The 25,928-nt window shown below is 67.1% G+C and carries 24 protein-coding genes; 5 read left to right on the top strand and 19 right to left on the bottom strand.

What is annotated here, in order from left to right; translation table 11 throughout:
- Positions 1–87: 87 nt before the first annotated feature.
- A complete protein-coding gene (locus V3B46_RS19820; protein WP_329892705.1) occupies positions 88–2,199 on the top strand; it encodes a M13 family metallopeptidase in 2,112 nt (703 codons plus the stop codon).
- A 113-nt stretch (positions 2,200–2,312) separates the two neighbouring features.
- Here V3B46_RS19820 and V3B46_RS19815 read toward each other — a convergent pair whose 3' ends face one another.
- Both V3B46_RS19815 and V3B46_RS19810 read right to left on the bottom strand, forming a co-directional pair.
- Positions 2,313–3,485, bottom strand: coding sequence for an MFS transporter (locus V3B46_RS19815; protein ID WP_329892704.1), 1,173 nt, complete (start codon positions 3,483–3,485; stop codon positions 2,313–2,315).
- Positions 3,482–4,696 carry an MFS transporter gene (locus tag V3B46_RS19810; protein ID WP_329892703.1) on the bottom strand — a complete coding sequence of 405 codons (1,215 nt, stop codon included), beginning with the start codon at positions 4,694–4,696 and terminating at the stop codon, positions 3,482–3,484. The genes V3B46_RS19815 and V3B46_RS19810 overlap by 4 nt, the downstream gene beginning before the upstream one ends.
- A 133-nt stretch (positions 4,697–4,829) precedes the next feature.
- Between V3B46_RS19810 and V3B46_RS19805 the strand changes: the two genes are divergently transcribed.
- Positions 4,830–5,417 (top strand): TetR/AcrR family transcriptional regulator, encoded by a 588-nt coding sequence (locus V3B46_RS19805; protein ID WP_329892702.1) that lies wholly within the window; start codon positions 4,830–4,832, stop codon positions 5,415–5,417.
- 194 nt (positions 5,418–5,611) lie between these two features.
- On the opposite strand, the gene V3B46_RS19800 is transcribed toward V3B46_RS19805, so the two are convergent.
- On the bottom strand, positions 5,612–6,541 hold the full coding sequence (locus V3B46_RS19800; RefSeq protein ID WP_329892701.1) for an oxygenase MpaB family protein: 930 nt from the start codon (positions 6,539–6,541) through the stop codon (positions 5,612–5,614).
- A 309-nt stretch (positions 6,542–6,850) separates the two neighbouring features.
- On the opposite strand from V3B46_RS19800, the gene V3B46_RS19795 reads away from it, so the two are divergent.
- The gene (locus tag V3B46_RS19795) at positions 6,851–7,465 is read left to right on the top strand and encodes a hypothetical protein (RefSeq protein WP_032128761.1); all 615 of its coding nucleotides are present in this window, start codon (positions 6,851–6,853) and stop codon (positions 7,463–7,465) included.
- 39 nt (positions 7,466–7,504) lie between these two features.
- On the opposite strand, the gene V3B46_RS19790 is transcribed toward V3B46_RS19795, so the two are convergent.
- The 13 genes from V3B46_RS19790 to V3B46_RS19730 form a co-directional block, all read right to left on the bottom strand.
- Entirely contained in the window at positions 7,505–7,849 is a 345-nt protein-coding gene (locus V3B46_RS19790; RefSeq protein WP_329892700.1) for a hypothetical protein, read from the bottom strand.
- Positions 7,850–7,867: 18 nt separating this feature from the next.
- Positions 7,868–8,638, bottom strand: a complete 771-nt coding sequence (locus V3B46_RS19785) for a LytR/AlgR family response regulator transcription factor (protein WP_329892699.1) — start codon at positions 8,636–8,638, stop codon at positions 7,868–7,870.
- Complete coding sequence (locus V3B46_RS19780; protein ID WP_329892698.1) at positions 8,628–9,887, bottom strand: histidine kinase; 1,260 nt, start codon at positions 9,885–9,887, stop codon at positions 8,628–8,630. Before V3B46_RS19780 ends, V3B46_RS19785 begins: the two co-directional genes overlap by 11 nt.
- Before the next feature lie 175 nt (positions 9,888–10,062).
- The gene (locus V3B46_RS19775; RefSeq protein ID WP_329892697.1) at positions 10,063–11,712 is read right to left on the bottom strand and encodes a M28 family metallopeptidase; all 1,650 of its coding nucleotides are present in this window, start codon (positions 11,710–11,712) and stop codon (positions 10,063–10,065) included.
- A gap of 296 nt (positions 11,713–12,008) precedes the next feature.
- Positions 12,009–13,655, bottom strand: a complete 1,647-nt coding sequence (locus tag V3B46_RS19770; protein WP_329892696.1) for a CsgG/HfaB family protein — start codon at positions 13,653–13,655, stop codon at positions 12,009–12,011.
- A gap of 16 nt (positions 13,656–13,671) precedes the next feature.
- On the bottom strand, positions 13,672–14,349 hold the full coding sequence (locus tag V3B46_RS19765) for a hypothetical protein (protein WP_106466926.1): 678 nt from the start codon (positions 14,347–14,349) through the stop codon (positions 13,672–13,674).
- A 99-nt stretch (positions 14,350–14,448) separates the two neighbouring features.
- On the bottom strand, positions 14,449–15,549 hold the full coding sequence (locus V3B46_RS19760) for a hypothetical protein (RefSeq protein WP_049443871.1): 1,101 nt from the start codon (positions 15,547–15,549) through the stop codon (positions 14,449–14,451).
- Positions 15,540–16,736, bottom strand: coding sequence for a hypothetical protein (locus V3B46_RS19755; RefSeq protein ID WP_329892695.1), 1,197 nt, complete (start codon positions 16,734–16,736; stop codon positions 15,540–15,542). The genes V3B46_RS19760 and V3B46_RS19755 overlap by 10 nt, the downstream gene beginning before the upstream one ends.
- Before the next feature lie 107 nt (positions 16,737–16,843).
- Positions 16,844–18,106, bottom strand: a complete 1,263-nt coding sequence (locus tag V3B46_RS19750; RefSeq protein WP_329892694.1) for an RNA polymerase sigma factor — start codon at positions 18,104–18,106, stop codon at positions 16,844–16,846.
- Positions 18,107–18,151: 45 nt separating this feature from the next.
- Positions 18,152–18,508, bottom strand: coding sequence for a DUF1428 domain-containing protein (locus V3B46_RS19745; protein ID WP_014645774.1), 357 nt, complete (start codon positions 18,506–18,508; stop codon positions 18,152–18,154).
- 23 nt (positions 18,509–18,531) lie between these two features.
- A complete protein-coding gene (locus V3B46_RS19740; RefSeq protein ID WP_329892693.1) occupies positions 18,532–18,942 on the bottom strand; it encodes a VOC family protein in 411 nt (136 codons plus the stop codon).
- A gap of 34 nt (positions 18,943–18,976) precedes the next feature.
- Positions 18,977–19,399: a VOC family protein gene (locus V3B46_RS19735; protein ID WP_005407887.1), complete on the bottom strand. Its 423-nt coding sequence runs from the start codon at positions 19,397–19,399 to the stop codon at positions 18,977–18,979.
- A 67-nt stretch (positions 19,400–19,466) separates the two neighbouring features.
- Complete coding sequence (locus V3B46_RS19730) at positions 19,467–19,880, bottom strand: YciI family protein (protein WP_329892692.1); 414 nt, start codon at positions 19,878–19,880, stop codon at positions 19,467–19,469.
- Between the two features lie 718 nt (positions 19,881–20,598).
- Between V3B46_RS19730 and V3B46_RS19725 the strand changes: the two genes are divergently transcribed.
- Entirely contained in the window at positions 20,599–21,006 is a 408-nt protein-coding gene (locus V3B46_RS19725; RefSeq protein WP_005412102.1) for a YciI family protein, read from the top strand.
- Here V3B46_RS19725 and V3B46_RS19720 read toward each other — a convergent pair.
- Positions 20,984–23,065: an NHL repeat-containing protein gene (locus V3B46_RS19720; RefSeq protein ID WP_329892691.1), complete on the bottom strand. Its 2,082-nt coding sequence runs from the start codon at positions 23,063–23,065 to the stop codon at positions 20,984–20,986. The genes V3B46_RS19725 and V3B46_RS19720 overlap by 23 nt on opposite strands.
- A gap of 165 nt (positions 23,066–23,230) precedes the next feature.
- On the opposite strand from V3B46_RS19720, the gene V3B46_RS19715 reads away from it, so the two are divergent.
- Positions 23,231–24,751 carry a tetratricopeptide repeat protein gene (locus tag V3B46_RS19715; RefSeq protein WP_329892690.1) on the top strand — a complete coding sequence of 507 codons (1,521 nt, stop codon included), beginning with the start codon at positions 23,231–23,233 and terminating at the stop codon, positions 24,749–24,751.
- 94 nt (positions 24,752–24,845) lie between these two features.
- Here the strand turns inward: V3B46_RS19715 and V3B46_RS19710 are convergent, their stop codons facing one another.
- The gene (locus V3B46_RS19710; protein ID WP_088023839.1) at positions 24,846–25,622 is read right to left on the bottom strand and encodes a lytic transglycosylase domain-containing protein; all 777 of its coding nucleotides are present in this window, start codon (positions 25,620–25,622) and stop codon (positions 24,846–24,848) included.
- A gap of 207 nt (positions 25,623–25,829) precedes the next feature.
- A partial coding sequence (locus V3B46_RS19705; RefSeq protein ID WP_197616391.1) for an IS3 family transposase occupies positions 25,830–25,928 on the bottom strand: 99 nt, incomplete at its 5' end.

Raw genomic sequence — 25,928 nt, 5'->3', positions numbered from 1 at the left:
GATCCCGCACAGGGCGGGCGGCACTACGGGAGGGCCAGCCGGGGCGGAGCGGATTAGACTTGGGGTTTTCCGCTGCAAGAGAAGTCCATGTCCAAGCTGCGCCGTCCCTCCCTGGCACTGGCCATCGTTGCCAGTCTGTCCCTGGCCGCCTGCGACCGCCCGGCCGAACCGGCGGCCGGCACCGCCGCGCCGGCCGATGCCGCACCTGCGGCCGCCAAGCCGATGCTGGGCAGCTTCGGCTTCGATGCCAGCGGCATGGACCGCAGCATCAACGCCGGCGATGACTTCTTCGGTTTCGCCAACGGCACCTGGGTCAAGAACACCGAGATCCCGGCCGACCGCTCGCGCTTCGGCAGCTTCAACGTCATCGCCGAGAAGACCCTGGCCGACACCCGCGCCATTCTCGAAGGCGCCGCCGGCAACACCCAGGCCAGCGGTGACGACAAGCTGATCGGCGACTACTACGCTGCTTACATGGACGAGGCCGGCATCGAGCAGCACGGCATCGCGCCGGTGCAGCCGCAGCTGAAGGCGATCGATGCAATCGCCGACAAGGCCGGCCTGGCCCGTGCCCTGGGCGGCGACGTGCGTGCCGACGTCGACCTGCTCAACGCCACCAATTTCTACACCGACCGCCTGTTCGGCCTGTGGGTGTCGGTGGACCTGCTGCAACCGGACCGCAACGCGCCGTACCTGGTGCAGGGCGGCCTGGGCATGCCCGACCGTGACTTCTACCTGGGCGGCGGCCGCATGGCCGAGCTGCGCAAGCAGTACCAGGCCTACATCGCACAGATGCTGCAGCTGGCCGGTGTCGCCGATCCGGCGGGCAAGGCGCAGCGCATCCTCGCGCTGGAGACGAAGATCGCGCAGGCGCACGCCACCCAGGAAGAAACCAATGATGTGACCAAGGGCGCCAATCCCTGGACCCAGGCCGACTTCAATGCCAAGGCGCCGGGCATGGACTGGAACGCCTTCCTCGACGCGGCCGCGCTGGGCCAGCAGCAGGACTTCATCGTCTGGCAGCCCAAGGCCGTGGCCGGCCTGTCCAAGCTGGTCGCCACCGAGCCGCTGGATGTCTGGAAGGATTACCTGGCCTTCCACACGCTCGACCGCGCCGCTGCCTACCTGCCGAAGAAATTCGCCGATGCCCGCTTCGCCTTCCACGGCACCACGCTGAGCGGCACGCCACAGCAGAGCGAGCGCTGGAAGCGTGCAGTGGACGACGCCAACCATGCCATCGGCGAAGCGATCGGCAAGCGTTACGTCGAGAAGCACTTCGACGCCAAGACCAAGGAACGCGCGGACGAGATGGCGAAGAACATCATCGCCGCCTTCGCCAAGCGCATTGACGCGCTCGCGTGGATGTCGCCGCAGACCAAGGCCAGCGCCAAGGCCAAGGTGGCCGGCCTGACCGTGGGCATGGGCTACCCGGAAAAGTGGCGCGACTACAGCGGTCTGGAGATCCGTCGCGATGACGCACTGGGCAACGCACAGCGCGCCGAGCTGTTCGAATACCAGCGCAACATCGCCAAGCTGGGCAAGCCGGTCGACCACACTGAGTGGGCGATGCTGCCGCAGACCATCAATGCGATGAACGTGCCGCTGGAAAACCGACTGGTGTTCCCGGCCGCGATCCTGCAGCCGCCGTTCTTTGATGGCGCCGCCGACGATGCGGTGAACTACGGTGCAATCGGCGCGGTGATCGGTCACGAGATCAGCCACGGCTTCGACAACGCCGGGGCGCTGTTCGACGAGACCGGCAAGCTGCACAACTGGTGGACCGCTGAAGACCTGAAGCAGTTCAACGCCGCCGGTGACGCGCTGGCCGCACAGTTCAGCAGCTACGAACCGTTCCCGGGCGTGCACGTGAACGGCAAGCTGACCCTGGGCGAGAACATCGCCGACGTGGCTGGCCTGGGTACCGCCTACGATGCCTACCAGCTGTCGCTGCAGGGCAAGCCAGGCCAGACCCTGGAAGGCTTCACCCCGGACCAGCGCTTCTTCCTCGGCTTCGCCCAGGCCTGGCGCAGCAAGAGCCGCGAGCAGGCGCTGCGTAATTCGCTGCTGACCGATGTGCATGCACCGGGCCAGTTCCGCGCACTCACCGTGCGCAACATCGACGCCTGGTACCCGGCGTTCGAAGTGAAGGAAGGCCAGAAGCTGTACCTGGCCCCGGACAAGCGGGTCAAGGTGTGGTGATGTAACCGGAACGGGCGCCGCAAGGCGCCCGTTTCATTTCCCGGTAGCTGCCAACCTTGGCCGGCACATGCCCCACTTTGGTGGGTGCCAACCTTGGTTGGCACGGCGTGGATCTACCTGCGGGTGGTGGCAACCATCAGCAGAGCGCTCGCAGCCAACACCGCAGCAGCCCAAAGCGTGGCGTACGGCCCGACACCATCCAGCAGCCGTCCCCCGCCCCACGCCCCAAGCGCGATGCCGATGTTGAACACGCCTACATACAACGCGGTGGCGATTTCCACGGCCTGCGGCACCGCCTTCATCATCCAGCTCATCAGGCCCACTGACACACCGCCATAGGCCAGGCCCCACAGCAGCAGTACCGCGATGCCACCGCTCGGTGTGCCGCCCAACCACAGCAACAGCAGCGGCGTCAGCAGCAGGCCGGACGCGATCGCCAGCAACGTACCGCGCGGATCGCGCGCTGCCAGCGGCCCGGCGATGAAGTTGCCCGCGATACCAGCCAGGCCGTAGCCAAACAGCAGTGCACCGATCCACGATGCATCCACGCCCGATATGGATGTCAGCAGCGGCCGCACGTAGGTGAAGGCGATGAAGTGCCCGGACACCAGCAGCACGGTCAGCCACAGGCCACGCCGCAGGTCGCGCTGGCCAAGCTGCTGCACGAACTGCCGCGGCCGCACCGATGTACTTACAGGTAACGCGGGAACCACCCGCAGATGCAGCAGCATCGACGCCGCACTGAGCAGCGCCATCGCCGCAAAGGCGCTGCGCCAGCCCAATGCATCCCCGATCAGCGCGCCCAACGGAACGCCCAGCACCGACGCTGCGGCCACGCCGCCGAAGATGATCGAGGTTGCCAGGCCGATGCGGTCAGCCGGCACCAGGCGCGCAGCCAGACCGCCGGCGATGGCCCAGATGCCGCCCATGCAGAACCCCACCAGCACCCGTGCGGCCAACAGCCAGCCTATGCCCGGTGCCAGCGCCGACGCGAGGTTGGCGACCAGCAGAAGCGCAAGCAGCGCGCACAGGATGCGACGGCGATCGATGCCACCGGCTGCGATCACCACCAGCGGTGCGAACACTGCCGCCAGCAGGGCCGGCAGCGAGATCATCAGGCCGGCGGTGCCGGTGGACGCGCCGAGATCTTCGGCGATAGGGGTCAGCAGGCCGACCGGCAGCATTTCGGTGGTGACCACCGAGAACGTGGCGAGGCCGATGGCGGAAACCGCCCACCACGGATGACGAGGCACAGGCGCGGCGTGCGCAGGCGATGAAGCGCTCACGGGACGATTCCTTCAGGGGATGTGGTCGAGGCAGACGGGCGCAGTGCACGTTGCGCGAGCACGGCGAACAGCAGCACGCCACCGCCTGCCACCAGCGCAACAACAAAGCCGCTGCGCACGCCCCCCGCATCGACACTCTGCCCGGACAGCGCCGCGCCCAGCGCCACGCCGATGTTCAATCCGGCCAGCAACCAGGCCATGCCTTCGGTCAGGCGCGATTCGGGCACGTACTGTTCGACCAGCGACATCGCAACGATCATCGTCGGCGCGAAGAACACCCCGGCCAGCAGCACGGCAACGGCCAGGGCAGGCAGGCTGCCGACCCACAGCAGCGGCAGCGTGGCCAATGCAGTGGCCGCTGCTCCGGTCAGCAACAGGCGCGGCAACCGGATCTGCAGCTTCAGTGCACCAAACAGCAGGCCCGCCGCGCAGCTGCCCAGCGCATAGGCCGACAGTACCCAACTGGCAGCCAGTGGCTGCCCCCGCTGTTCGGCGAAGGCCACGCTGGTGATGTCGACGGTACCGACAATCACACCCATCGCCAGCATCAGCAACGCCAGCAGGCGGATCTCCGCTTGCCGCAGCGGCGAGCGCGAGGGTGTTGCGCCTTCGCAGCGCTGCAGCGGTGGTTCGGTACCGCGTTGCAGAACCAGTGCAGTCACCCCGAGCACCAGCAGCAGGGCGGCGGCCAGCACCCCGGCCTGCGGCCATACCGCCACCGACAGCCCGACGGACAACGGTGGCCCGGCGATGAAGGTCACCTCGTCGAACACGGTCTCCAGCGAATACGCAGTCTGCAGCTGCGGGCGTCCGCGATGGATCGCGGTCCAGCGCGCGCGCACCATCGCCGACACGCTGGGCATGCAACCGGCCAGCATCGCCGCAATGAACAGCGTCCAGTCCGGCGCGGCCAGCAGCGTGCACGCAAGCAGCAACAGCAACCCGGCCGCACTGGCCGTCGTGGCCCACGGCAGCACCCTGCCCTGCCCGCGCCGATCGACCCAGCGCGACACCTGCGGCGACAGCAACGCGTAGGTCAGCACGAAGGTGGCCGACACCGCACCGGCCAGTGCATAGCTGCCGCGCAACTGCGACAGCAGGGTGATGATGCCGATGCCGGTCATAGGCAGCGGCAGGCGTGCCAGAAGCCCGGCCAGGGCAAGGCCGGCGGTGCCAGGGGCAGCGAACAGGTCGCGGTAGGGGGTGGCCATCAGGATCTCCAGGGCAGCGGCTTGCCTGGCGCACCCGGCGCCACGACAATACATACAGAGCGTATGAATAAGAGGCTACATTCATACGCGTCGTATGTAAATAATCATGCACTGCGTATGTAAGGAGCTCCGGATGGTCCGTCGCACCCGCACCGAGATGGAAGAAACCCGTGCCAGCCTGCTGGCCACCGCCCGCCGCGTGTTCAGCGAGCATGGCTATGCCGCCACCTCGATGGACGACCTGACCGCCCAGGCCGGGCTCACCCGCGGTGCGCTCTACCACCACTTCGGCGACAAGAAGGGGCTGCTGGCGGCTGTCGTTACCCAGCTCGATGCCGAGACCGACCTGCGCCTGCAGGCGATCAGCGATGGCGCGGATGATGCCTGGGACGGCTTCGTGCAGCGTTGCCGCGCCTATCTGGAGATGGCACTGGAACCGGAGATCCAGCGCATCGTGCTGCGCGATGCGCGCGCGGTACTGGGTGGTGCCTCACCGGAATCGCAGCGCCACTGCGTGCACTCGATGCAGCACCTGATCGAACATCTGGTGGCGCAGGGCGTGGTGGCGCCGGTGGACGCACAGGCGCTGGCGTCGCTGATCTACGGCAGCCTGGCCGAGGCCGCGTTCTGGATCGCCGAGGGCGAAGATGGCGACGCGCGCCTGCAGCAGGCGACGGCGGCGCTGGAGATGCTGTTGCGTGGGTTGAAGTCGGCCGGGTGAAGCCCATCCACGCATGGCGTGGACTTACTGCGGAATCCGCTCTGGTAGAGGCCAACCTTGGTTGGCGCTTCTGCGGCACCGCGCGAAATGCGTGCCAACCAAGGTTGGCAGCTACCAGAATCATGGTGTCAGTAGATCCACGCCATGCGTGGATGAAGCTCTATCGCGCAACGCGTGCCAACCAAGGTTGGCACCTACCGGAGCAGTTCGGGCCACTCGCGCAGGACGCCCACCGGCAGGCCCATGCGCGTGCAGGCGCGGCTGGCCAGGCCATCGGGCAGCGCGCGGCGGAACAGCGGCGCCATGCCCTGCATCAGCTTCGCCGACGCCGCCGCCTGCGCGCGCTGGCGCGCATTGCGTTCCAGCATGCCCTCGGCCCAGTCCGGCAGCAGCGCCGCACCGGCGCCGAGGAACACTTCGCGCGACAGGCCCGGCACCGGTACCGGCAGGCGCACACCGGACAACACCTCCAGCACTTCGCGCGAGCGTTCGTCGACACGCAGTTCCGGCTGCCGCGCGCAGAAGTACGCGGCCACTTCCGCTTCACTGCGCGGCACATCCACCGCACCCAGTGCCTCGGCCACGCAGCGGTACTCGTCGTAGTAGCGATCGGCGATGTGCGCCGGCACCTCGCGCCCGTAGCGGCGGAAGCCTTGCAGGAAGCCAAATGCCTCGGTCACATGCACCCACGTCAGCAGCTGCGGATCGTCCGCCGCATAGGGCTCCCCCTGCGCGGTCTGGCCGCGGATCTGCGCATGGATGCGGCGTACCTTGGCCACCAGAGCCTCCACCTCGCCGCTGGGCGCATAGCTGGTGCCGGCAACGAAGGCGGTGGTGCGGCGCAGGCGTCCCACCAGGTCCTGGCGGAAATTGGAGTGGTCGTAGACGCCGGCCAGCGCGCGCGGGTGCAGGGTCTGCAGCATCAGCGCACACAGGCCACCGGCCAGCATCGAGGGGAACTCGGCGTGCAGGCGCCAGGTGACGCTGTCCGGGCCGAACCAGCCCGGGTCTCCCAGCGGGTGGTCGTAATCGATGCCGCTCTGGCCACGCGGGAAGGCCTCCAGTACCCAGCGCCGGATAGGCGCGGTGACGGGGCGGGAGAGTCGCTGCAGCAGAGCCGGCATCACAGGTCCAGGAAAGGCGGAAGAGCGGCCGCAGGTTGCGCGGTCGGCCCCGATTCTGGGCGATCACGACGCCGACGGCGAGTCTCCGCGCTCAGCCACGGTTTCATGTGCGGCCGCAGCACGTTTCACCCTGCGACATCCTGTCGCAGGCTGTGACCATGATGTTGCGATGCAACAACATTCACCCATTCAGACAAAACCCTTACGCCGCTAGGCATTGCGCCCATTGCACGGCTCGCTGGAAGTGCTAGAACTGAACCCGCCACACCGTCCAACGCTGATCGACGCACGTTCCACAAGGAGCCAGCCATGATTGCTTTGTTCAAGGGTTTGGGACTACTGCTTCGCGACAACGAGCTCTACAGCAGCCCGTTCGAAAAACAGGTCGCGCACTGGCGCAGCCTCAGCGAGCAGCAGATCCGCGATGAAGTGGCTGTGCTGGCCCAGGCCAAGTGCCAATGGCTGATCGCCTCGATCGTCGGCTGGCAGGCGGCCTCGCTGCTGATCCTCGGGCTGATCACCAACTACCTGTGGCGCGACGATTACCACATCACCTTCACCCGCGTGGTCGTGGTGTTCGGCTCATGGATCTCGATCCTGTTCGTGATCTGGTTCATGGCCAACATGTTCGACCGCACCGCCGGTTTCGAGCGTTGGATGAAGGCCTTCAACAGCCGCGCCCGCATCAGCTCCAAGGCCGACAGCGTCGAGAACGTGGCCGAGGCACTGGACCTGGCCGAGCACTACCCGGAAGTGCTGGACTACAAGCAGGCCGTCACCGCCAAGCGCGAGCTGCGCCATGAGGACATCCGCATCATGACCGAGATCGGGCGCATGAAGCAGCACTCAGAACTGGTCGGCCGCCTGAACCATGTGGGTGAGAACGAGCACCACCACGACCTGACACTGCAACCTGCCTACTGACCCTTCAGGGAAGCGGGGGGATCCACAATGCCACCGTGATCACTCACGGTGGCATTGTTCTATCGGGTCCTGGCTGACGCATTGGTGGAAGCCCCTGGGCAGATCACGCATCGCCTCGGTCTTTCCCACCGCCACCGCGAACCGACGCAACGGCGGCGTGGCACACGCGGCCTCGCTGCTGCATGCAGGGTCCAGCACCACGTAGTGGCAGTGGCCACTGCTGCTGGCGATGCACTGGAACCGCGCCTCGCCATCGACCACGGTGCGTTTGCTGTACAGCGTGTCCACGCCGTTGGCATTGGTACGGGTGATCGAGGTTTCGCTGGACTTCTCGCAGCCGGCCAATGACAGCGCAGCAACGCAGGCAAACAGGAACTCGCGCATGGTGCCTCCAGGGTGCGGCTACATGCCGCGGAACAGGCTCATGAAGGGTTGGCTGACCACCAGCGTCTCCGTACGCCCACGCAGGCGCAGCACCCCGCGCCCGGTATCGTCGCGGCTGACCGCTGCCACCGCCTTCATGTTGACGATGGTCGAGCGATGGATCTGGCGGAAGTGCTGCGGATCGAGCACTTCCAGCAGCTCGCGCAACGGTGTGCGCAGCAGGCTCTCACCCGCCGCGGTCATCACAGTGGTGTACTTGTTGTCAGCACGGAAGTAGGCCACGTCTTCCAGCATGATCAGCTGCGTCTCGCGGCCGTTGCTGGCGGTGATCCAGGCCAAGGGTGGGCGCTCGGCAGCGGCCTGCGATGGGCCCAACCGCTGAAGCAGGCGTTCGAGTACGGCATCGTCCTGGCGCGTTGATGGCAGCCGCGACAGGATGCGTTCGCGGGTGGCCAGCAGGCGCTCGTCGCTGACCGGCTTCAGCAGGTAGTCCATCGCACCCTGCTCGAACGCGTCGATGGCGTACTGGTCGTAGGCGGTAACGAACACCACCTGGGTGCGCGGGCTCAGTTCGGACAGCGAACGCGCCACTTCAATGCCACTGATGCCGGGCATGCGGATATCGAGGAAGGCGATGTCCGGCTGTTTCTCGGCCAGCTGTTCCAGCGCACTGGCGCCGTCCTCGCACTCGGCCACCAGTTTCAGTTCCGGCCACAGCCGGCCCAGCTGCTCCACCAGTGACTGCCGCAGCAGTTCTTCGTCTTCGGCAATGAGCGCCTCAAGCGGCATGGCTGCGCTCCTTGCTCGACTGCGGCAGGGTCATGGTCGCGGCCACGCCGCTGGGGAAGTTGGCAACGATCGCCACACCGGCCTGCTCGCCGCAGGTCAGGCGCAGGCGCTCGCGCAGGTTCTTCAGGCCGATGCCGGTGCCGCTGGTGCCCTGGCCGAAGCCAAGGCCATCGTCGGCCACCGTCACCGTCACATGGTCATCGAAACCACGCGCCAGGATCCAGATCGTGCCGCCGCCGGGCTTGGGTTCCAGGCCGTGCTTGATCGCGTTTTCCACCAGCGTCTGCAGCGCCATCGCCGGCAGCTGCACGCCGTGCAGTTCGTTCGGCACCTGCACCTCCACCCCCAGCCGTGCGCCCATGCGGATACGCAGGATCTCCAGGTAGGCACGGGTGCGCTCCAGCTCAACGCCCAGCGTGGACAGCGATTCGTCCACCTGTGGCAACGAGCTGCGCAGGTACTGGATCAGGTGGCCCAGCATCTGGTCGGCACGTGCCGGGTCGGTGCGGGTCAGCACCTGCGCGTTGGCCAGCGTGTTGTAGAGGAAGTGCGGTTCGACCTGCGCATGCAGCAGGTTCAGCCGCGCCACCGACAGCTCCTTCTCGACCTGGGTCTGTTCGGCGGCGGCCTGCTCGTCGCGGCGCTGGTCGGCAACGCGTCGACTGATCGCACGGGTGACCGCTTCGGCATTCTCGTAGTTGCTGCCCTCATCCAGCGCCAGCAGGTCGGCCCACCAGCCTGCGTCCGGTTCGAACAGCAGGGTGACGGTGCTGGTGCCCTGCCCCGGCGTGACCGTGGCCAGCACGCTGTTGCGCTTGATCGCCAGCCGCGCCGGCAGGTTCCAGCGCGATGGCTGGCGGCCATTCCACAGATCGACGCGGCGTACATAGGCGCGCACCTGCAGGCTGCCGGCCGAGCTTTCCACCTCCTCCACCCGCGGCAGCTCGCCCACCGCCGCCTCGACCACCGCGAAGGCGTGGCCGGCATCCATCGGCAGTTCGATCTGTCGGCGCTGGCGCCCGGAAAGGGTGGCGCCATCGAGGCGGCCGGCCACCAGCCAGACCCGGCGCACATGGGTCACCGCACTGCCCAGCGCCGAGATCATCAGGAACATCACCAGCAGCCCGAACACCCAGCCGGGGCCGTCGTTCATGCCGCTGAAAATGCCGCTCCAGACCATGCCGGCCACGAACAGCGCCGCGGCCCAGGCCAGCAGGTGACGGAGGATGAGGGAGAGGCTGGCGATCACGGCGGCGCCTTGGTGGAAGGGGGTGAGCCGAGCATAGGGCGGCCCGCCGGGCAAACAAGCGGGTTGCGACGAAGGGCCGGAAAGCGGGGATGGAAGCCGTTATGGAAACACCGGGCATGGCCCGGCGTTTCCGGGGAGGGCAATGCCGGCCAGCGGCCGGCACTACCGAACGACGTTACTTGCGCTGGTCGGCGCTGGCGTCACGCACGGCGCGGAACGACTCGTCCTTGCTCCAGTTCGGCCAGCTGCGCGCGTTGGCCAGCTGGTTGCCCAGCGTATACAGCACCTCCAGGTCGCGGGCGGCACCGGCGAACACCCAGTCCGGCTGCCACTCGTCGCCCTGCTGGTGGTAGCGCTTGGCGGTGTAGTCCTCGGAGGCCTTCTTGCCTGCGGCCACGCCGCCGTCCACCCAGTCCTGGCCGGCCGACCAGGACAGCGCCGGCACGCCACGCTTGGCGAACGGGAAGTGATCGGAGCGGAAGAACAGGCCGGCTTCCGGCTTCGGGTCCGGCGTGTAGCGGATATCCCAGCCCTTGGCCACGTCCTTCAGCTGGTCCAGCAGCTCGAAGCGCGCGGCACCGTAGATGCCGAAATCACGCGACGGCCCGAACGGCGCCATGCCATCCATGTTGATCACCGCCACGGTCTTTTCCAGCGGGTACAGCGGATGGGTGGCGTAGTACTCCGAACCCAGCAGGCCCTTCTCTTCGGCGGTCACCGCCAGGAACAGCACCGAGCGCTGCGGGCGCTTCTGCTTGGCGAAACCGCGGGCAAGTTCGATCAGCGATGCGGTGCCGCTGGCGTTGTCCAGCGCGCCGTTGAAGATGCGGTCGCCGCGTGCATCGGGCTCGCCCACGCCGATGTGGTCCCAGTGCGCACTGTAGATGACGGTCTCGTCCGGGTGGCTGCTGCCTTCCAGGCGCGCGGCCACGTTGTGCGAGGTGATCACTTCGGTCTTCACCGCGTACTTCGCATCCAGGCTGGCACCGGTCAGCGGCACCGGCGTGAAGTCACGCTGCTGCGCCTTCTTCTTCAGCGCTTCGAAATCCTGCCCGGCCGAACGGAACAGTTCCACCGCCAGGTCGCGCTGGATCCAGCCTTCCAGCAGCGGGTGGCTGTCGGCCGGGTTGTCGCGCACCACGTCGAACATGGTGTTGGTGTTGGAACCGGCCACGGTGGCCCAGCCGTACGACGCCGGTGCGGTCTCGTGCACGATCAGCACGCCCAGCGCCCCCTGGCGGGCGCCTTCTTCGTACTTGTAGGTCCAACGGCCGTAATAGGTCATGCCCTTGCCGTCGAAATCACCCTGGCCGGTCTCGAAGTCCGGGTCGTTGATCAGCACGACGGCGATCTTGCCCTTCAGGTCCACGCCCTTGAAGTCATCCCAGTTGCGCTCCGGGGCCTTCACGCCGTAGCCGAGGAACACCAGCGGGGCCTTGCTGATGTCGACGTTGCTGGCGCCGTTCATGGCAGCGCGCACGGCGATCTGCTTGCCCTGTTCCAGCGCAACGGTCTTGCCGCCCTGGTGCAGCGCCAGCTGCGGTGCGCCGACGATGTCGCCCTTGCGCAGCGGCACCGCTTGGGTCCACAGGCGCTTGCCATCCTTGAGGTCACCGCCCGGCTGCAGGCCGGCGTCGGCGAACTGCTTGCTGAGGAAGGCGATGGTCTTCTCTTCGCCGGCGGTGGCCGGCGAGCGGCCTTCGTAGGCATCGGATGCCAGTTCCTTGACGTCGGCGGAGATCCGCGCGCCATCGAATTTCGGGGTGGCCGCCATCAGTGCGCTCGACACCGACAGGGCCAGCACGCCCAGTACCACTCGTTTCATTGCTCTCTCCAGCAGGGAAATCCTTCTGGAGTGTAATGGGATTCGGCAGGGCTGCGCCCTGCACCTGCCGATGCCAGGGCAACAGCAACAGCCGACGCAACAGCAACAGCGACAGCAGAAGCAGGCCTTCGGTGGGATGGCGGGGTGGGTCCGGGGGGGGGGGGGTGTCCCCGTGGGGCCCCACGCCGCTGTTGGTAGGTGTCGACCTTGGTCGACACGAACGGAAACAAGAAGGGGTCAGTTCCCTTTCCCTGCGGGAAAGGTCTCTGACCCCATCGGTGTGTTGCTTGAGCCTGTTACCAGTTCGGGTCTTCGGCCGGGGCGGCAGCGGGCTTGGGCTTCGGCTTGGCCGCCGGGCGCGCGGCGGCGGCCGGTGCAGCCGAAGCCGTTGCGCCAGTAGCGGCAGCAGCCGGCTTGCTGCCCAGCTTCTGGCGCAGTTCAATCTGGCCCGGACGGAATCCGCCGCGCATGGCGTCGACGCCGTCTTCGATGGTGCCGTACGAGGTCTGTGCAGCCACGCGGTCGATGCGGATGGTGCAGCACGGGTGTTCGCTGCGGCCCAACGAGCGGCCGGTCTGCGGGTCCTTCAGTTCTTCGCCCAGGCGCACGGCCTGCCAGCGCTGGCCGGCCTGCACGGTGTCACCGCCTTGGCTCAGCACCACCTGGTCACCGTCCACCGAAACCACCGACACCGGGAACAGCGTGGTGACGATGGTGGTACCGATCTGGCCGGACAGCGATTCCATCATCGCCGCGGCCATGTTGCGGCCGTTGACCACGCGCGGCAGGGTGCTGGGGCCGGTCGAGGCCAGCTGGTGGTCGAAGCTGTCGGACATCACCACCTGGCCGGTGGTGGCGTTGATCAGGCGCAGGGTGATGCGGCCGCCACCGGAGTACGAGGTCACCTGGCGGTCGGACATGCGCAGGTTGCGCACGCTGCGCGGGTACTCGAAGCGTTCGATGGTCGGGATCAGGATCAGGTCGGTCGCCAGCTGCTGGCCCACGCGTGCGGTGTCCTGCAGGCGCACGTTGCCGCTGTTGATGTGGTCGATCTCGGCCTGCAGTTCGTCGCCGAACTCGCGGTCCAGCACGATGAAGCGCTGGGTCTGGGTCAGCGTGTCGGACAGGCGTGCGCGGATCGCGTCGGCCACTTCGTCCGCGTCCACGCGGCCGTCGCCCACGGCATAGCTGCCGGCCTTGGTGCGCGGCAGTGCAACCACGATCTTCGGCTTGCCCTGCTCGTCCGGCGCGCGGTACTGGGCAATCTGTGCGCGCACGCGCACCTTCCAGTAGCTGCGCATGCTGCGATGGGTCACATCGGAATCGAACGAGCTGGCGCCACGCTTGCCATCGACACTCACCTTCTCGTCGTAGCTCTGCTTGACGCTGGCCGACGCCGAACCGCCCTTGGCCGATGCTTCGCCGGAGGCACTGGCCGAGGCCGAGCCCTTGAAGCTCCAGCCTTCGTCGCTGGCGCGCACGCGGGCGATGGTTTCCTCGTCCAGCTGACGCACTTCATCCTGCGACAGGATTTCATAGCCCAGCACCGCGCCCTGCGAGCCGGCGATCATCTGCTGGGTGAACGCGTCGGCGCGGATATCGCCGACGTGTTCGTCATCCACATCCACATGCAGGCCTGCACGCAGGCTCTGCATCTGGCTGGCCACGCGTACGCCGTTGACCTGCGCCACCGCCGACTGCAATGCCGCCAGCACCGCCAGTTCCGGGGTGCTGCCGATGCCGTCAGCTTCGCGCGCGACCTGGGTGGTGCCGCCGAAATCCGGCGTGCCACGCAGGGGCGCTGCTTCCACTGGCGCATTGCTGGCCAGTGCACTGGTTGCCTTGTCCTTGGCGGGCGCTTCGGCCGGGGTGTCCTGCTTGCCACAGGCTGCAAGCAGCGCGGCAGCCAGGCCCAGGCCGATCAAACGGGAGGTCATACGCATGGAGATTCGCCTCGGATCAGAGCGTGTCGAGCATCGAATCGGCGTTGGACGGCACCTTCACCTTGCTCTTCTTGGCGAAGGTCACGGCCGACTTGGTCGAGCCGTACAGGCCCTGGATGAAGCCCGGCGATTCCTTGGCCACCCATGCACCGGCGGCCAGCTTGCGGCCGACGGTGGCCAGCTGGGTCGCGCCCAGGTTCTTCATGCCGGCGGTGAAGTTGCTGGCTTCGCCGCCCAGCTTCTGTGCTTCGGCCGCCGAGGACAGCAGCGAGACCAGGCCTTCGGCGTAGTGCTGCTTGGATTCAGCGTTCAGTTCCGGCTGTGCGGCCTGGCGCTCGTTGATCGCCGCCTGCGCAGCTTCGCTGACCGACACCGACTTCTTCATCGCATCGACGCTGACCGAACCCGACGACAGCGCCTGGCGCTCGGCTTCCAGCAGCTGCACCTGCTCGGCCAGGCCGAAGGCGCGGGCGAACGAGGTCTGGGCCTGCAGCGAGTGCGACTGCGAGGTAACGAAACGACGCACCAGCGCTTCCTGAGCGGCTTCGTCCGGGGCGGCGGCGCTGGAGGCGCTGCTGCTGGAGGTGCCGGTGGCGGCACCTGCCAGGTCCTTCAGCTTGCCCAGGCCAGCGTGGGCCGGCATCGACAGGGTGGCGGCAGCGATGGCCACGACAAGAGCGGTATTGCGGATCATGTGAGTGTCCTTTGGGAGAGACGGCCGCGAAGCGGCGCGTGGAAAATCGGTAACCCCAGGGCGATGCCGAGCGAGCTCGGCACCCACCTGGGTGGCGGATCAGCGGACGGCTTTGACGTTCAGTTCGTTGATCATCTGCTGCGCAGCCTTTTCAGCCGCCAGCTGCAGCGCGTTGGTACGGGCCACGGTTTCATTCGGGCCGGTACCGGAGAACTGCACCGGGCCCACCGACGACACGGTGCGCGGGAAACGACCGGTCACGTCCAGCACCTTGCCGGTGACCGTGACGAATACGCGGGTGTTGCCACTGGCCGGGTCACGGTCGCGCATGCCGACGTCGAGGGTGCCGACGGCGATGTACGGGATGTTGGCTGCACGGATACCGTTGGCGGTATCACGCAGGGTGGCCGGGGCCAGGTCGTTGCCGGTGCTGAAGTCCTTGCGGATACGCTCGATGCTGAGCAGGCCGCGCGACTCGCCTTCCACGTATTCGGCTTCGACCACTTCGTAGCCGGCGGCGCTGAAGGCACCGGTCATCGCAGTGTTCACTTCGGCCGCATTGGCCACCTTCCAGCTGATGTTGTCGCTGCGCTGGGTGGTGCTGCCGCCGCTGGTGACCGACATCGACGCATTCTGGTTGATGCTGCCGTTGGTGCTGACCGAGTTGCCACGGAAGCTGTCGCCTTCGCGGGTGTTCTCGTTGTAGCTGGAGCTGACGTCGGTGCGGCGGTATTCCTTGTCCTGGAACGACTGCACGGTGTCCTGCGAGCGCGCCATGAACAGGAAGGTCAGCAGCGAACGCTGGGCGGCGGTGGCACCGGCCACGGCCGAGCCGGCATCCAGCTTGGTCTGCAGCAGCGTGGTGTTGATCTCGGCGCGAACGGTGACGGTGTAGGTCTTGGCCTTCTTGTCTTCGGTGTCCGACAGCTGCACGGCACTGAGCACGTAGCGGTCGATCTCGCCGATGAACTCGGCGCGACGCGCTTCGAACAGGCGCAGCTTGGCCGCACCGGTTTCGGCGATGTACGCCTCCAGTGCATTGACCTTGGCCTTGTTCAGGGCCTGGGCACGGGTGTCGGCACTCAGACGCAGTCCGTAGCTGGCCGAACCGGTACCGCGCGAACTGGCGGTCTGGGCAGCGACCGGGGAGGCCACCACCAGGGCGATGAGGATGAGCAGGATGGTACGCATCAACGACATGACTTGATCAACTCCTGGAGGGCTTGGGTCTGCTGCTGCAACGGGCGGCCGCCCGGTTTCTGTTCGTCCAGCCAGGCGCGCGAATCGGCGTGCTTGGCGGCGGCGCCGGCGAAGGCGTCGAAGCCGGCCAGCAGGGTTTCGTAGCTGGCCGACCACTGGTCGACCTGCCACTGCGTGACCGGCACCACCTTGGTGGCACCCTTGCGCAGCGGCTGTTCGAAATAGACCTTGCCCGAGAACGGCTCGGTCACCTTGGCGGTGAAGAAGGCGCCGAACAGCATCGTCTTCATCGCCGGGGTTTCCTCGATCACACCGTTCTTCAGTGCATCGACCTGCAGCTGGATGACGTAGTCGGGTTCGGGAATCTTCAGCTGGTAGACCTTGCCGTCGGCAAAGCGGGCGGCCATCGCGCCACCGATCGCCTGGCCCGAAGCCGGCGGCAACAGGCCGACGCCGGTATTGGAAGACAGCGTCTTGGACAGTTCATGGGCCAGCGTGGCGCGCAGCGGGGCGTCCCACTTCGGGTCGGGCAGCTTGGCGCGGACCGCGTCGGACAGGGTCACGCCACCGACCTGCAGGCGACGCACGGCGGCATCGGGCAGCTTGGCCTGGGCGAGGCTGGCCGCGAGTACCTGCGACAGGCTGGTCGCAGCGTTGCCGTACAGCAGATCGGCGACGATCGCATCGATATCGTCGTTGTCGGGGCGGTAATCCTGCACATCGATGCGCTGCAGGGTCAGCGGGTAAGCCGCGATCACCTGGCGCTCGCGGAAGTCGAAGAACAGCGCCTGCAGCGCCACTTCCACCAGCACCTTGTACTGGTTGCCGATCGGCTCGACCGACACCAGCTCGCGGTCCAGCGCTGCGGCCAGCACGGTGGCACTGGTGGTGCCGTCGAGCATCGCCACCGGCTGGTCGATCAGTTCCAGATTGGCTGGCGGGCGACGCTTGAGCCCCTGCGCCAGGGTCTGGTTGAGCGGGATCAAGCCACGCTTTTCCAGCACGGCGTGCGCATGCGGCGTGGTCGCCTGCACGGCAGCGGCATCAGCGGTATAGGCAAAACCGGCCCAATAGGCCTGCTGCGATTTGTCTGCCGCCTGCACGGCCATCGGCCACACGGCCAGGCACAGAGCACAGGCAAGCAGGCGCGCAAAAGCGCGCGATGCGCTCTTCGTCCTTGAATACATCCAACCGCTCCTCGGTCATTACGCACGGAAAGCGGACGCTCATGCGCCCACTGGGCGCGCAACATAACGGCTCGCGGGCCTGCCGACAAGTGCTGCCTTCGTCGAGGTCACTCCGCGGGGGGCAGACCGGCCCTTTGCCGTAGCAGGCCGCGCTCTGCCTGGTTCTGGCTGAGTCTGGCGGCTTCCGCAAAAGCGTGACGTGCGTCCTGCTCGCGCCCCATCTTCTGTAGTAGCTCGCCGTACACCACCTGCAGCGGCGCGTACTCGCGCAGTCGCGTGTCCACCAGCAACGGCTGCAGCTGCCCCCACGCAGCGAAAGCACCGTCGCTGCGCAGTATCGCCACCACGCGGTTCAATGCGACAACTGGCGAAGGCTGCACCTGCAGCAACTGCGTATAGAGTGCTGCGATGCGCGGCCAGTCGGTATCCTTGGGGCGACGCGCCGCTGCATGGCACGCTGCGATGCGCGCCTGCAGTACATAGGGATCACCACCACCACCGGCGGCCAGCGCGCGCGCCAGCACCTGCTGCCCGCGTTCAATCTGCAGCCAGTCCCAGCGCGCGCGGTTCTGCTGGTCCAGCAGCACCGGCACGCCCTGCGCATCGGTCCGTGCTGCGGCACGCGAGGCCTGCAGTTCCATCAGCGCCAGCAGGCCCAGCACCGGCGGCATCGGCAGCCGGTGCGCCAGAATGCGCGCGAGCCGCAGTGCCTCCTCGCACAGCGCCGGACGCATCCAGTCGTCACCGGCACTGGCCGCATAGCCTTCGTTGAACACCAGGTAGATCGCCTCCAGCACCGAGCCGAGCCGCTCGGGCATCGCGTCCGCACGCGGCACTTCATAGGGCACCTGCTTCTGCGCCAGGGTGCGCTTGGCGCGCACGATGCGCTGGGCGATGGTCGGCTCGGGCTGCAGGAAGCCACGGGCGATCTCGGTCGTGGTCAGGCCACCGAGCAGGCGCAGGGTCAGTGCCACCCGTGCGTCGGCCGGCAGCACCGGATGGCAGGCCACGAACATCAGCCGCAGCAGGTCGTCACCCAGATCATCCTCCAGCGCCTGGCTGTCATCCGGTGCCGGCAAGGGTGCCGGATGCAGTTCCTCGCCCCACTGCGCATGCTGCTGCGCCACCCGCTGGTGCTGGCGCAGCACATCGATGGCACGGTTGCGCGCAGTGGTCATCAGCCAGGCTCCGGGGTTGTCCGGGATGCCCTGCTCCGGCCAGCGCTCCAGCGCTGCCAGCCAGGTGTCCTGGGCCAGCTCCTCGGCACGGCCGACATCGCCCCCAAGCAGCCGCGCCAGGCGCGCGATCAACACCGGCGACTCCATCCGCCAGAGGGTTTCCAGACGCTGCGTCAGTGCGGGCTCGAGCATGCGCCGATCACAGCACGCGCACCGGGCCCGCACAAGCGCAGCAGCTCACGCTTCAACAATCGGCTTGAAGCCGCCCCAGAACATGCGCCTGGTATCGAACGGCATGTCCTTCGGGCCCAGCGATGCCAGCCGCGGGTCCGCCATCACTTTCGCGTTGATACGGTCGCGCGCCGCGCGCGAACGGAACACCACGAAGGCGACGATCACCGTTTCGCCCGGTTTCGCTTTGACCGCACGTGGAAACGACGTGCTCTTTCCTGGTTCCACATCGTCAGCCACGCACTCCATGTACTGCAGCGCGCCATGGTCCTTCCACACCGCGCCGGCCTTGCGGGCAAGGCGGCGGTAGGCCGCCACCTTGTCCTGCGGGCACGGCAGCACGTAAGCATCCACGTAAGCCATGAGGGTTCTCCCTGCGGCGGCCGTCAGCCCGGCTCGCCGTCCATGTGTGCGATTTCCCAGAGATGGCCGTCCAGATCCTGGAAGCCACGCTGGTACATGAAGCCCAGGTCGCGCGCCGGCTGCGGTTCGATGGCGCCGGCGGCCAGGGCCTTGTCCACCAACGCGTCAACTGCCTTGCGACTGGGTGCCGAGAGTGCGTTGATCACTTCCGTGTGGGTGTGCGCATCGGCAATCGGCTTGTTGGTGAACTGCTGGAAAAAAGGTTTGGTCAGCAGCATCACGTAGATGCTCTCGCTGATGACCATGCCCGCCGCGTCATCGTTGGTGTAAGTTGGATTGAAGGTATAGCCCAGCGCGGTGAAGAAGGCCTTGGATTTTTCCAGATCCTTCACCGGAAGGTTGACGAAGATCATCTGCGGTTGCGGTGCACTCATCGGTGAAGCTCCTTGTGGATGAAAGAGAGAGGACTCAGGGCTGCTTCATGCAGTTGACCATCCACGGCTTGCCGTAACGGTCGATCAACATGCCCCAGCGGTGCGCCCAGAACGTTTCGGCGATCGGCATCTGCACTTGGCCACCCTCGGCCAGCGCTGCGAACACGCGCTCAGCTTCTTCGATGCTGTCGACGTCGACATTGATGGTGGTCGAACCACCCTCGCCACCGCCGGGACCGTCGGCCGCCATCACGATGGCGCTGCCGATTTCCAGCTGGCTATGCGCAACGTGGTCCAGGGTTTCCGGCGGCATCTCGTTGCAGCCCGGCGAGCCATCGGAGGGCGGCATGTCGCGGTATTTCATTTCCGAAGTGACCTGGCCACCGAGTGCCTTGGCATAGAACGCCATCGCCTCATGGGCCTGGCCGCTGAAGCCGAGGAAGGGAATCAATTTCATGGCAGTGCTCCGTCGTGGGTTTCAGGGTGGTAGTGCCGGGCCATGCCCGGCGGGGAAATGAATCGGGTCAACCTTCCAGCTGTGCACGCAGACGCTGTTCCTGCTGCTGTAATTCGGGGGTGAAGGCTTCGCCAAAGTCTTCGGCGGAGATCAGCGGGCGCAGCTCCAGCGTGCCGCCACTGTTGAACGGCGCGCGGCTGGCCCATTCAACGGCCTCGTCCAGCGAGCGCACCTCCCACAGCCAGAAGCCGGCGATCTGTTCGCTGGCAGGACCGAATGGACCGGCCTCGACCTTGGGCGCGCCACTGCCGAAATGAATGCGGCGACCGCGCTGGGTGGCGTGCAGGCCTTCACCGGCCAGCATGATGCCGGCGGCCACGAGTTGTTCGTTGAAGGCGCCCATTTCGGACAGTTCCTGTTCGCTGGGCATGCGGCCGGCTTCGGAGTCGGCGTTGGCCTTCACGATCACCATCACTTTCATTGCGGTCTCCCGTGGGGACGCGTGGTGCGTGCCCTTCACTGGGTACAACGAACCAGGGGGCTGGGAATCGACACGTCTTCTGAGAATTATTTCTTTCGTGGAAAGCGCGCCTTCGGCGGAAGTCGGCGAACGGCGGAGCCCCTCCGTGGTGGGGTGGGTTGGCCGCTGAAAGGCGGCTTCCTGGGCTTTGCCGGGTGGGTAGACACGGGTCGGGGGACGCCGTAAACCCGTCCCTGGGGGCTTGGCCGCGGCATCCATGCCGCGGACACCCCCGCCCCGCCTACCCACCCGGCCATGGACAAATTCCTGTCTCCGTTCCACCACGGGAAGATCAAGAAAAAAGGCAGAAGCAACAGCAACGGCGGTTGGCTGGCGGCCTCGGCTTTGCGAGCGAAGCGACCCGCTTTTGCTCTTGTTGTTGATATCCCGTGGCGGGTCAGCCGCAGAGATCTGTCCAAGGCCGGGTGGGGAGGCAGGGCAGGGGCGTGAGCCGCATGGATGCGGCGACCGAGCTTACATGGACGTACTTGCAGCGCCCCCTGCCCTGCCTCCCCACCCGGCCAAATCCAAGAACCCGAGCTTTCAGCTACCAACCGACCCACCACGGAGGGGCTCCGCCGTTCGCCGATCGCCCGCCGAAGGCGGCTTTTCGCGCTGCAGCATGCCGGCAGGCAAACCTGCGCCATCATGGACACCCCGCCCCCGCCTGGACCATGCCATGCAGCAGTACCTGCTTCTGATCTATATCGAGCCTGCCCTGCTGCAGGCCCTGCCCACCGAAGAATTCAACGCGCTGATGCGCGACTGCCTGGCCCACGCCGACAAGCTGCAGGCGGAAGGCACGCTGCTGGCCGCGCAGAAGCTGCAACCGGTCGACACCGCACAGACCCTGCGCGTGCGCGATGGCCACAGCCGTGTATTGGATGGCCCGTTCGCCGAAACCCGCGAACTGCTGGCCGGCTTCAACCTGATCGTCGCCCGCGACCGCGACGAAGCCATGCGCATCGCCCGCGACTTCCCCTGGGCGCGCTTCGGCAGCATCGAGGTGCGGCCGCTGGAAGACATGGACGCCGAGCGCGAACGCTGCGGCGCCCCGGCGGCGGCTATGGCAGCAGCCGTACTCTGATCTCGCGCGGACCCACGCCTTCGTTGCCGCTGTAGTCGCGCACACTGGCGCGCACGGTGTACTCGCCCGGTGGCAATGCCGCCGGCTGCCAGCGCCCGGTTTCCATCAGGCCATCACGCACGGTGTTGGTGGCCAGATAGCGGAAGCGCGTCACCGCACTGCCATGCACGGTGATGCCGCTGTCCGGCGCATAGGCCACGCGCACCGCTTCGTTCTGCGGCGGCATGCGGTTGAACACGATGTTCCAGCGCGGCTGCTCATAGCCCTGCAGCGGCTGCCCGGCAGCATCGAGGATCTGGTAGCCCACCTGGTACATGCCCAGCCGGCGCCGCGGCAGGTTGTTGTCAACCTGGTCCCAGGCTTCGACCACGATCTGCACGCCGCGTCCCTGCCGCGCCAGCATCACCACGCCGTCGCTGCCCGCCGCCAGCGGCTGGTCGTTGTCGTCCAGCAGCGCCACGTCGGTGATGCGCGGTGCGAAGTGGTCGGCGTAGTTGTGGAAGCCCAGCCCCACGGCGTTGGTTTCGAAGCCGCCGGTGCCCACCGCCAGATGCACGTGCGCCTGGTTGTTGATGCTGCCCAAGCGATCGCCGACGTGGATGCGCGTGCCGCGACGCACCCGCATACGTTCCAGCTTTCCCTGTTCGTCGTACAGCGCCTGCCAGCGCGCATCAAACGGCTGGTCGCGCGGGGTGCGACCGACCCGCATGTGAATGTACTTGAGGCGGTCCACGGCCAGGCCCTCGGCCTGCCCACCCAGGCTCCACGCCGCTACCGGGCTGCTGATCTTGCCATCGGCGATCGCCAGCACGGTCTGGCCGACATCACCGCGCACGTCGAAACCGCCGTGCAGGTGGTGGCGGCTCTCGCCCTTGAAGTTGCCGCGCACCTCGCCCAGCGTGCCCACCACTTCATGCCATCCGTCCTGGGGTGCCAATGGCCAGCGCCTACCGGTGTCCGGCAACGCTGCATCGGCCGCGGGCCCGACCAGCGCCGGTGCCGGCAAATCACCCACCGGCAGCGGGCGCAGGCGGTGCAGGCGATAGCTGGCGGAATCGGCGACCAGCACGCTGCCGTCGGCATCCATCGCCAGACCACTGGGCCGGGCCAGGCGCGGCAAGCGGCCGTTGCCCACCAGCGCGATCTGGTGGCCCTGCGGCGTCACCTGCACGATGCGTCCATCAAGATCTCCCACGTACAGCACGCCGTCGTGCGTGGTGGCCAGCGACAGCGGCCCATTGATCACGCCGCCATCGCCCAGCAGCGTGCTGACCATGCCGTCGGCACCGACCCGACGCACCGCGTTGTTGAACAGGTCGGCCACCAGCAGCGCGCCGTGCGCATCGAAGGCCAGCGCCACCGGGGTATCGAAGCGTGCATCGCCCGCCAGGCCATCGGCCAGCCCCGGACGCTCGCCGCCGGCCAGGGTACGCACGTTGCCATCGGTGCCGATCACCCGGATGCGGTCGTTGAAGGTGTCGGCCACATAGACCTGACCCTGCGCGTCCACCGCGATGCCCATCGGCGCATCGAACCGCGCCTGCGCGGCAGGGCCATCGGCGTAGCCCTGTTCGCCACCGGCCAGCGTGGTCACCTGGCCATCGGTGCCGATACGGCGGATCGCGTGGTTGCCAGTGTCGGCCACATACATGTTGCCCTGCGCGTCGGCGGCAATGCCCGAGGGCGTATTGAAACTGGCCTGCAGTGCCGGGCCGTCGATGCGCCCCTCGCCCTGCCCAGCCAACGTTTCAACGCGGCCATCGGGAAGGCGGCGACGGATGCGGTTGTTGTCGCCGGCATCGGTGAAATAGACGCTGCCATCGGCACTGCGCAGCAACGCGTACGGGTCGGCGAAACGCGCCTGCGCGGACGCGCCATCGCGGTCACCCGGGTGGCCATCGCCGGCCAGCGGCTCGATCTGCGCGGTCCAGGCCAGCGGCGTGGGCGCTGGGCCTGCCGGTTCAGCCAGGGTGTGCAGCGGGGTCTCCCACCAGGTGGCGGCCAATGCCACCGCCGTTGCCAACGCTACGCCCGCCGCCATCCATTGCCACCGTGCCATCGTGCTGCGCTGCCTGCCTGCTGCTTGAAGAGGCACCGACAATAGACGCTGGAGACGCGATCCGCCACGGCCAATCGTACTGCCGGATACCAGAGTTCCATGCGTTGCGCTTGTTCTCGTTGGCCACAGCGGGTTCAATGCTCTTCCCACGGATGGAGATCCTCCATGCCCCGCGTCTTCCCCCTCGCCGCCCTGCTGGTGGCCGCCCTGGCCAGCACGCCGGCCTCCGCCTCGATCACGGTGGCACCACAGAAGCCGTCAGTCACCGCCGATGCGATGCACCAGGCCTATGCCACGCGCTGGGATGAGGCCATCCAGCAGTCACGCAGCGGCAACACGCTGGGCGCACTGATCGCGATGGAACGGCTGATGGAAGATCCGATGCTGGATGACTTCGATGCCGAACATCGCGGCCGCGCCGCGCAGGTGGCCGGCTGGACCGCGATGGTGCAGAAGAAGCCGGACCAGGCCCGCCGCTACCTGCAGCGCGCTCAGGAAGCACTGCCGGACGATGCGCAGATCCTGCTGACCCTGATGTCGCTGGAGCTTTCCGAGAACAAGCCCGTTCCGGCCACCAGGCTTCTGGTGCAGGCGCTGAAGCATGCCGACGCGCCGCTGCCGCTTGAGCACCAGGCCATCAACTATCTGCAGTACCGCCTGCGCGACCAGCCGCTGCAGCGCATGGAGTTGCTGCAAGCACTGTTCGACAACGGTTGGAAGAGTGGCGGCCTGGAGCCGACCGGACTGTGGCTGGCACTGGCCACGCTGCAGGCCGACAACGGCCGGGACGACGACATCCCCGCCACCCTGGCCCGCATCACCGCCCCCGCCGAGATCATCCGGCTGCGCAGTGACAAGCGCTTCGATCGCTATGTCGACCGCAACGATGCCCGCTTCGATCCGGTGCAGGCTGCACAGAAGCACCTCGACGAACTGCGTGTGTCCGGCCTGCTGGATCGCAAGCTGGATGCACGCATGGCCGAATTCAGCAGCACGCTGCTGATGCTGGACCGCAACGAGGAAGTGCTGGCTCTGACCGATGGCATGGCCGCTGCGGCTGCCGAAGGCGAGTCCCCTTCAGCGGCGGAAGCCGAATGGGTGGCGTGGCTGCTCAACAGCCGGCTTACGGCACTGCGCCGGCTGGGGCGCACCGACGATGCACTGGCGGCAGCACAGCAGGCCGCCCGCATCGGCGCACTGGGCCCGGACGGCATCGAGCATCAGTTGAATGTCAGCTTCGTGTTCACCTCGCTGGGCCGCATGCAGGAGGCTGCGCAGACGGCAAGCGATATCCAGGGCCTCGCCGGCTACGGCAAGGCTGCACAGGCCCTGGTGCAGTTCGCCGCCGCGCGCGAGCGGGGCGATGCCAAGGCGATGGGCGCCGCGCGCGAGGTGATCCTTGCGCAGCGCAACGACGCACGCCTGTTCCATCGCGAGATGCTGCTGGACGAAGGCAACCTGGAGGGCGCAGCGGCGGTGCTGATCGAACAGCTGCGCTCACCCGATGACCGCGGCGAGACGCTGGCCAGCCTGCAGGACATGCGTACCTATCCCTCGCTGCCGGGTGACGTGAAGATCGATGCGGCCTGGCGTGCCCTCAAGCAACGCGCGGACGTGCAGGCCGAGGTCGCCCGCGTCGGCCGCATCGAGCACTACGAACTGGTCAGCAGCTCAACCTCGCGCTGAGCAGATGCGCTGTGGAGCCGAGCCCATGCGCAGCTGCCGTCACCATGAGCCGAGCATGTGCTCGGCTCTACACGACACATCCAGCACCGCCAGCCTAACGCGCGGGCACCTCGGTACGGATGCCCATCGCTTCACGGTAGCGCGCGTACAGCGCCATCACCTTGTCCACATAGGCCAGGGTCTCGGCATAGGGCGGCACGCCCTTGTAGCGGGTGACCGCGCCGATGCCGGCGTTGTAGGCGGCAGCTGCCAGCGGCCGGTCGCCGTTGTAGCGACGCAGCAGCGCGCGCATGTAGCGGGCGCCGCCATCGATCGACTGCTGCGGTGAGAATGGATCGCTCACCCCGTACTCCTGCGCGGTATCCGGCATCAGCTGCATCACGCCCTGTGCGCCCTTGGTCGAGACCGCCAGCGCGTCGAAATTGCTTTCGGCATGGGCGATCGCGCGCAGCCACGCGTCATCCACGCCGGTGGCCTTGGCCGCAGCCTTGAACTGTTTGGCGTGCTGCGCCAGCTGCGGCTTGCCGACCTTGCCCAGGCCTTCGTGCGCAGGCTCACCCGGCGGCGTAGCCATGGTGAACTTCAGGAACACTTTCGAGCCGGGCAGGTTGCGGGTGGAATAGACCAGCACGCCATCCTGCTCGCGCTCGTACAGGACGCCGCTGAACACGCCCATGTTGCCCCACAGGTTCGGGGTCTGGATGGCGTTGTCGTCGATTTCCTTCGGGGTGCAGCGCGAGCCCGGCTCCGGGGCGGTGGCCAGGCTGACGGTGTTGCCCTGCACGCAGCGGTAGACGGTGCGTGCGGCGGCCAGCCCGGGCCACAGGCCGGGCAGCAGCAACAGCGCAAGCAGGAGAGGGTGACGGGACATGGCGGCCGGATCATCCGGCCGCGCCCGCTAATGTTGGGTGAATGGGGGTCGGCAGGGCTGCGCCCTGCAGCTGCGGTAGTGCCGGCCGCTGGCCGGCAACCTCAACAGCAACGGCAACGGCCGATTTCCTGCGAGGAGGCGGGGTGGGTCCGGTGGCGGGAGACGCCGTAAACCCATCCTGAAGTGACCCCCGAGACTTGGACGGGGTCACGCGGCCGATTGGGCCTGCTCCCGGTACTTTACCGGGCTCAGACCTTTCAGTTTCAGTTTGATGCGTTCTTCGTTGTAGTACTGGATGTATTCCAC

Origin of the sequence: Stenotrophomonas sp. SMYL11, from assembly GCF_036320005.1 — a bacterium.
Lineage (GTDB): Bacteria > Pseudomonadota > Gammaproteobacteria > Xanthomonadales > Xanthomonadaceae > Stenotrophomonas > Stenotrophomonas maltophilia_A.
The sequence above is the reverse complement of the archived record's forward strand: the minus strand, read 5'-3'. Positions and strand labels throughout refer to the sequence as shown.

Coding starts and splice junctions, on each gene's coding strand:
- V3B46_RS19785 (WP_329892699.1), bottom strand. CDS start 8,638: ATGCCGCTTGAGGCGCTCATTGCCGAAGACGAAGAACTGCTGCGGCAG.
- V3B46_RS19710 (WP_088023839.1), bottom strand. CDS start 25,622: ATGTCCCGTCACCCTCTCCTGCTTGCGCTGTTGCTGCTGCCCGGCCTG.
- V3B46_RS19725 (WP_005412102.1), top strand. CDS start 20,599: ATGCAGCAGTACCTGCTTCTGATCTATATCGAGCCTGCCCTGCTGCAG.
- V3B46_RS19730 (WP_329892692.1), bottom strand. CDS start 19,880: ATGAAAGTGATGGTGATCGTGAAGGCCAACGCCGACTCCGAAGCCGGC.
- V3B46_RS19715 (WP_329892690.1), top strand. CDS start 23,231: ATGCCCCGCGTCTTCCCCCTCGCCGCCCTGCTGGTGGCCGCCCTGGCC.
- V3B46_RS19745 (WP_014645774.1), bottom strand. CDS start 18,508: ATGGCTTACGTGGATGCTTACGTGCTGCCGTGCCCGCAGGACAAGGTG.
- V3B46_RS19750 (WP_329892694.1), bottom strand. CDS start 18,106: ATGCTCGAGCCCGCACTGACGCAGCGTCTGGAAACCCTCTGGCGGATG.
- V3B46_RS19800 (WP_329892701.1), bottom strand. CDS start 6,541: ATGCCGGCTCTGCTGCAGCGACTCTCCCGCCCCGTCACCGCGCCTATC.
- V3B46_RS19740 (WP_329892693.1), bottom strand. CDS start 18,942: ATGAGTGCACCGCAACCGCAGATGATCTTCGTCAACCTTCCGGTGAAG.
- V3B46_RS19795 (WP_032128761.1), top strand. CDS start 6,851: ATGATTGCTTTGTTCAAGGGTTTGGGACTACTGCTTCGCGACAACGAG.
- V3B46_RS19805 (WP_329892702.1), top strand. CDS start 4,830: ATGGTCCGTCGCACCCGCACCGAGATGGAAGAAACCCGTGCCAGCCTG.
- V3B46_RS19765 (WP_106466926.1), bottom strand. CDS start 14,349: ATGATCCGCAATACCGCTCTTGTCGTGGCCATCGCTGCCGCCACCCTG.
- V3B46_RS19720 (WP_329892691.1), bottom strand. CDS start 23,065: ATGGCACGGTGGCAATGGATGGCGGCGGGCGTAGCGTTGGCAACGGCG.
- V3B46_RS19735 (WP_005407887.1), bottom strand. CDS start 19,399: ATGAAATTGATTCCCTTCCTCGGCTTCAGCGGCCAGGCCCATGAGGCG.
- V3B46_RS19810 (WP_329892703.1), bottom strand. CDS start 4,696: ATGGCCACCCCCTACCGCGACCTGTTCGCTGCCCCTGGCACCGCCGGC.
- V3B46_RS19775 (WP_329892697.1), bottom strand. CDS start 11,712: ATGAAACGAGTGGTACTGGGCGTGCTGGCCCTGTCGGTGTCGAGCGCA.
- V3B46_RS19760 (WP_049443871.1), bottom strand. CDS start 15,549: ATGTCGTTGATGCGTACCATCCTGCTCATCCTCATCGCCCTGGTGGTG.
- V3B46_RS19770 (WP_329892696.1), bottom strand. CDS start 13,655: ATGCGTATGACCTCCCGTTTGATCGGCCTGGGCCTGGCTGCCGCGCTG.
- V3B46_RS19755 (WP_329892695.1), bottom strand. CDS start 16,736: ATGTATTCAAGGACGAAGAGCGCATCGCGCGCTTTTGCGCGCCTGCTT.
- V3B46_RS19820 (WP_329892705.1), top strand. CDS start 88: ATGTCCAAGCTGCGCCGTCCCTCCCTGGCACTGGCCATCGTTGCCAGT.
- V3B46_RS19790 (WP_329892700.1), bottom strand. CDS start 7,849: ATGCGCGAGTTCCTGTTTGCCTGCGTTGCTGCGCTGTCATTGGCCGGC.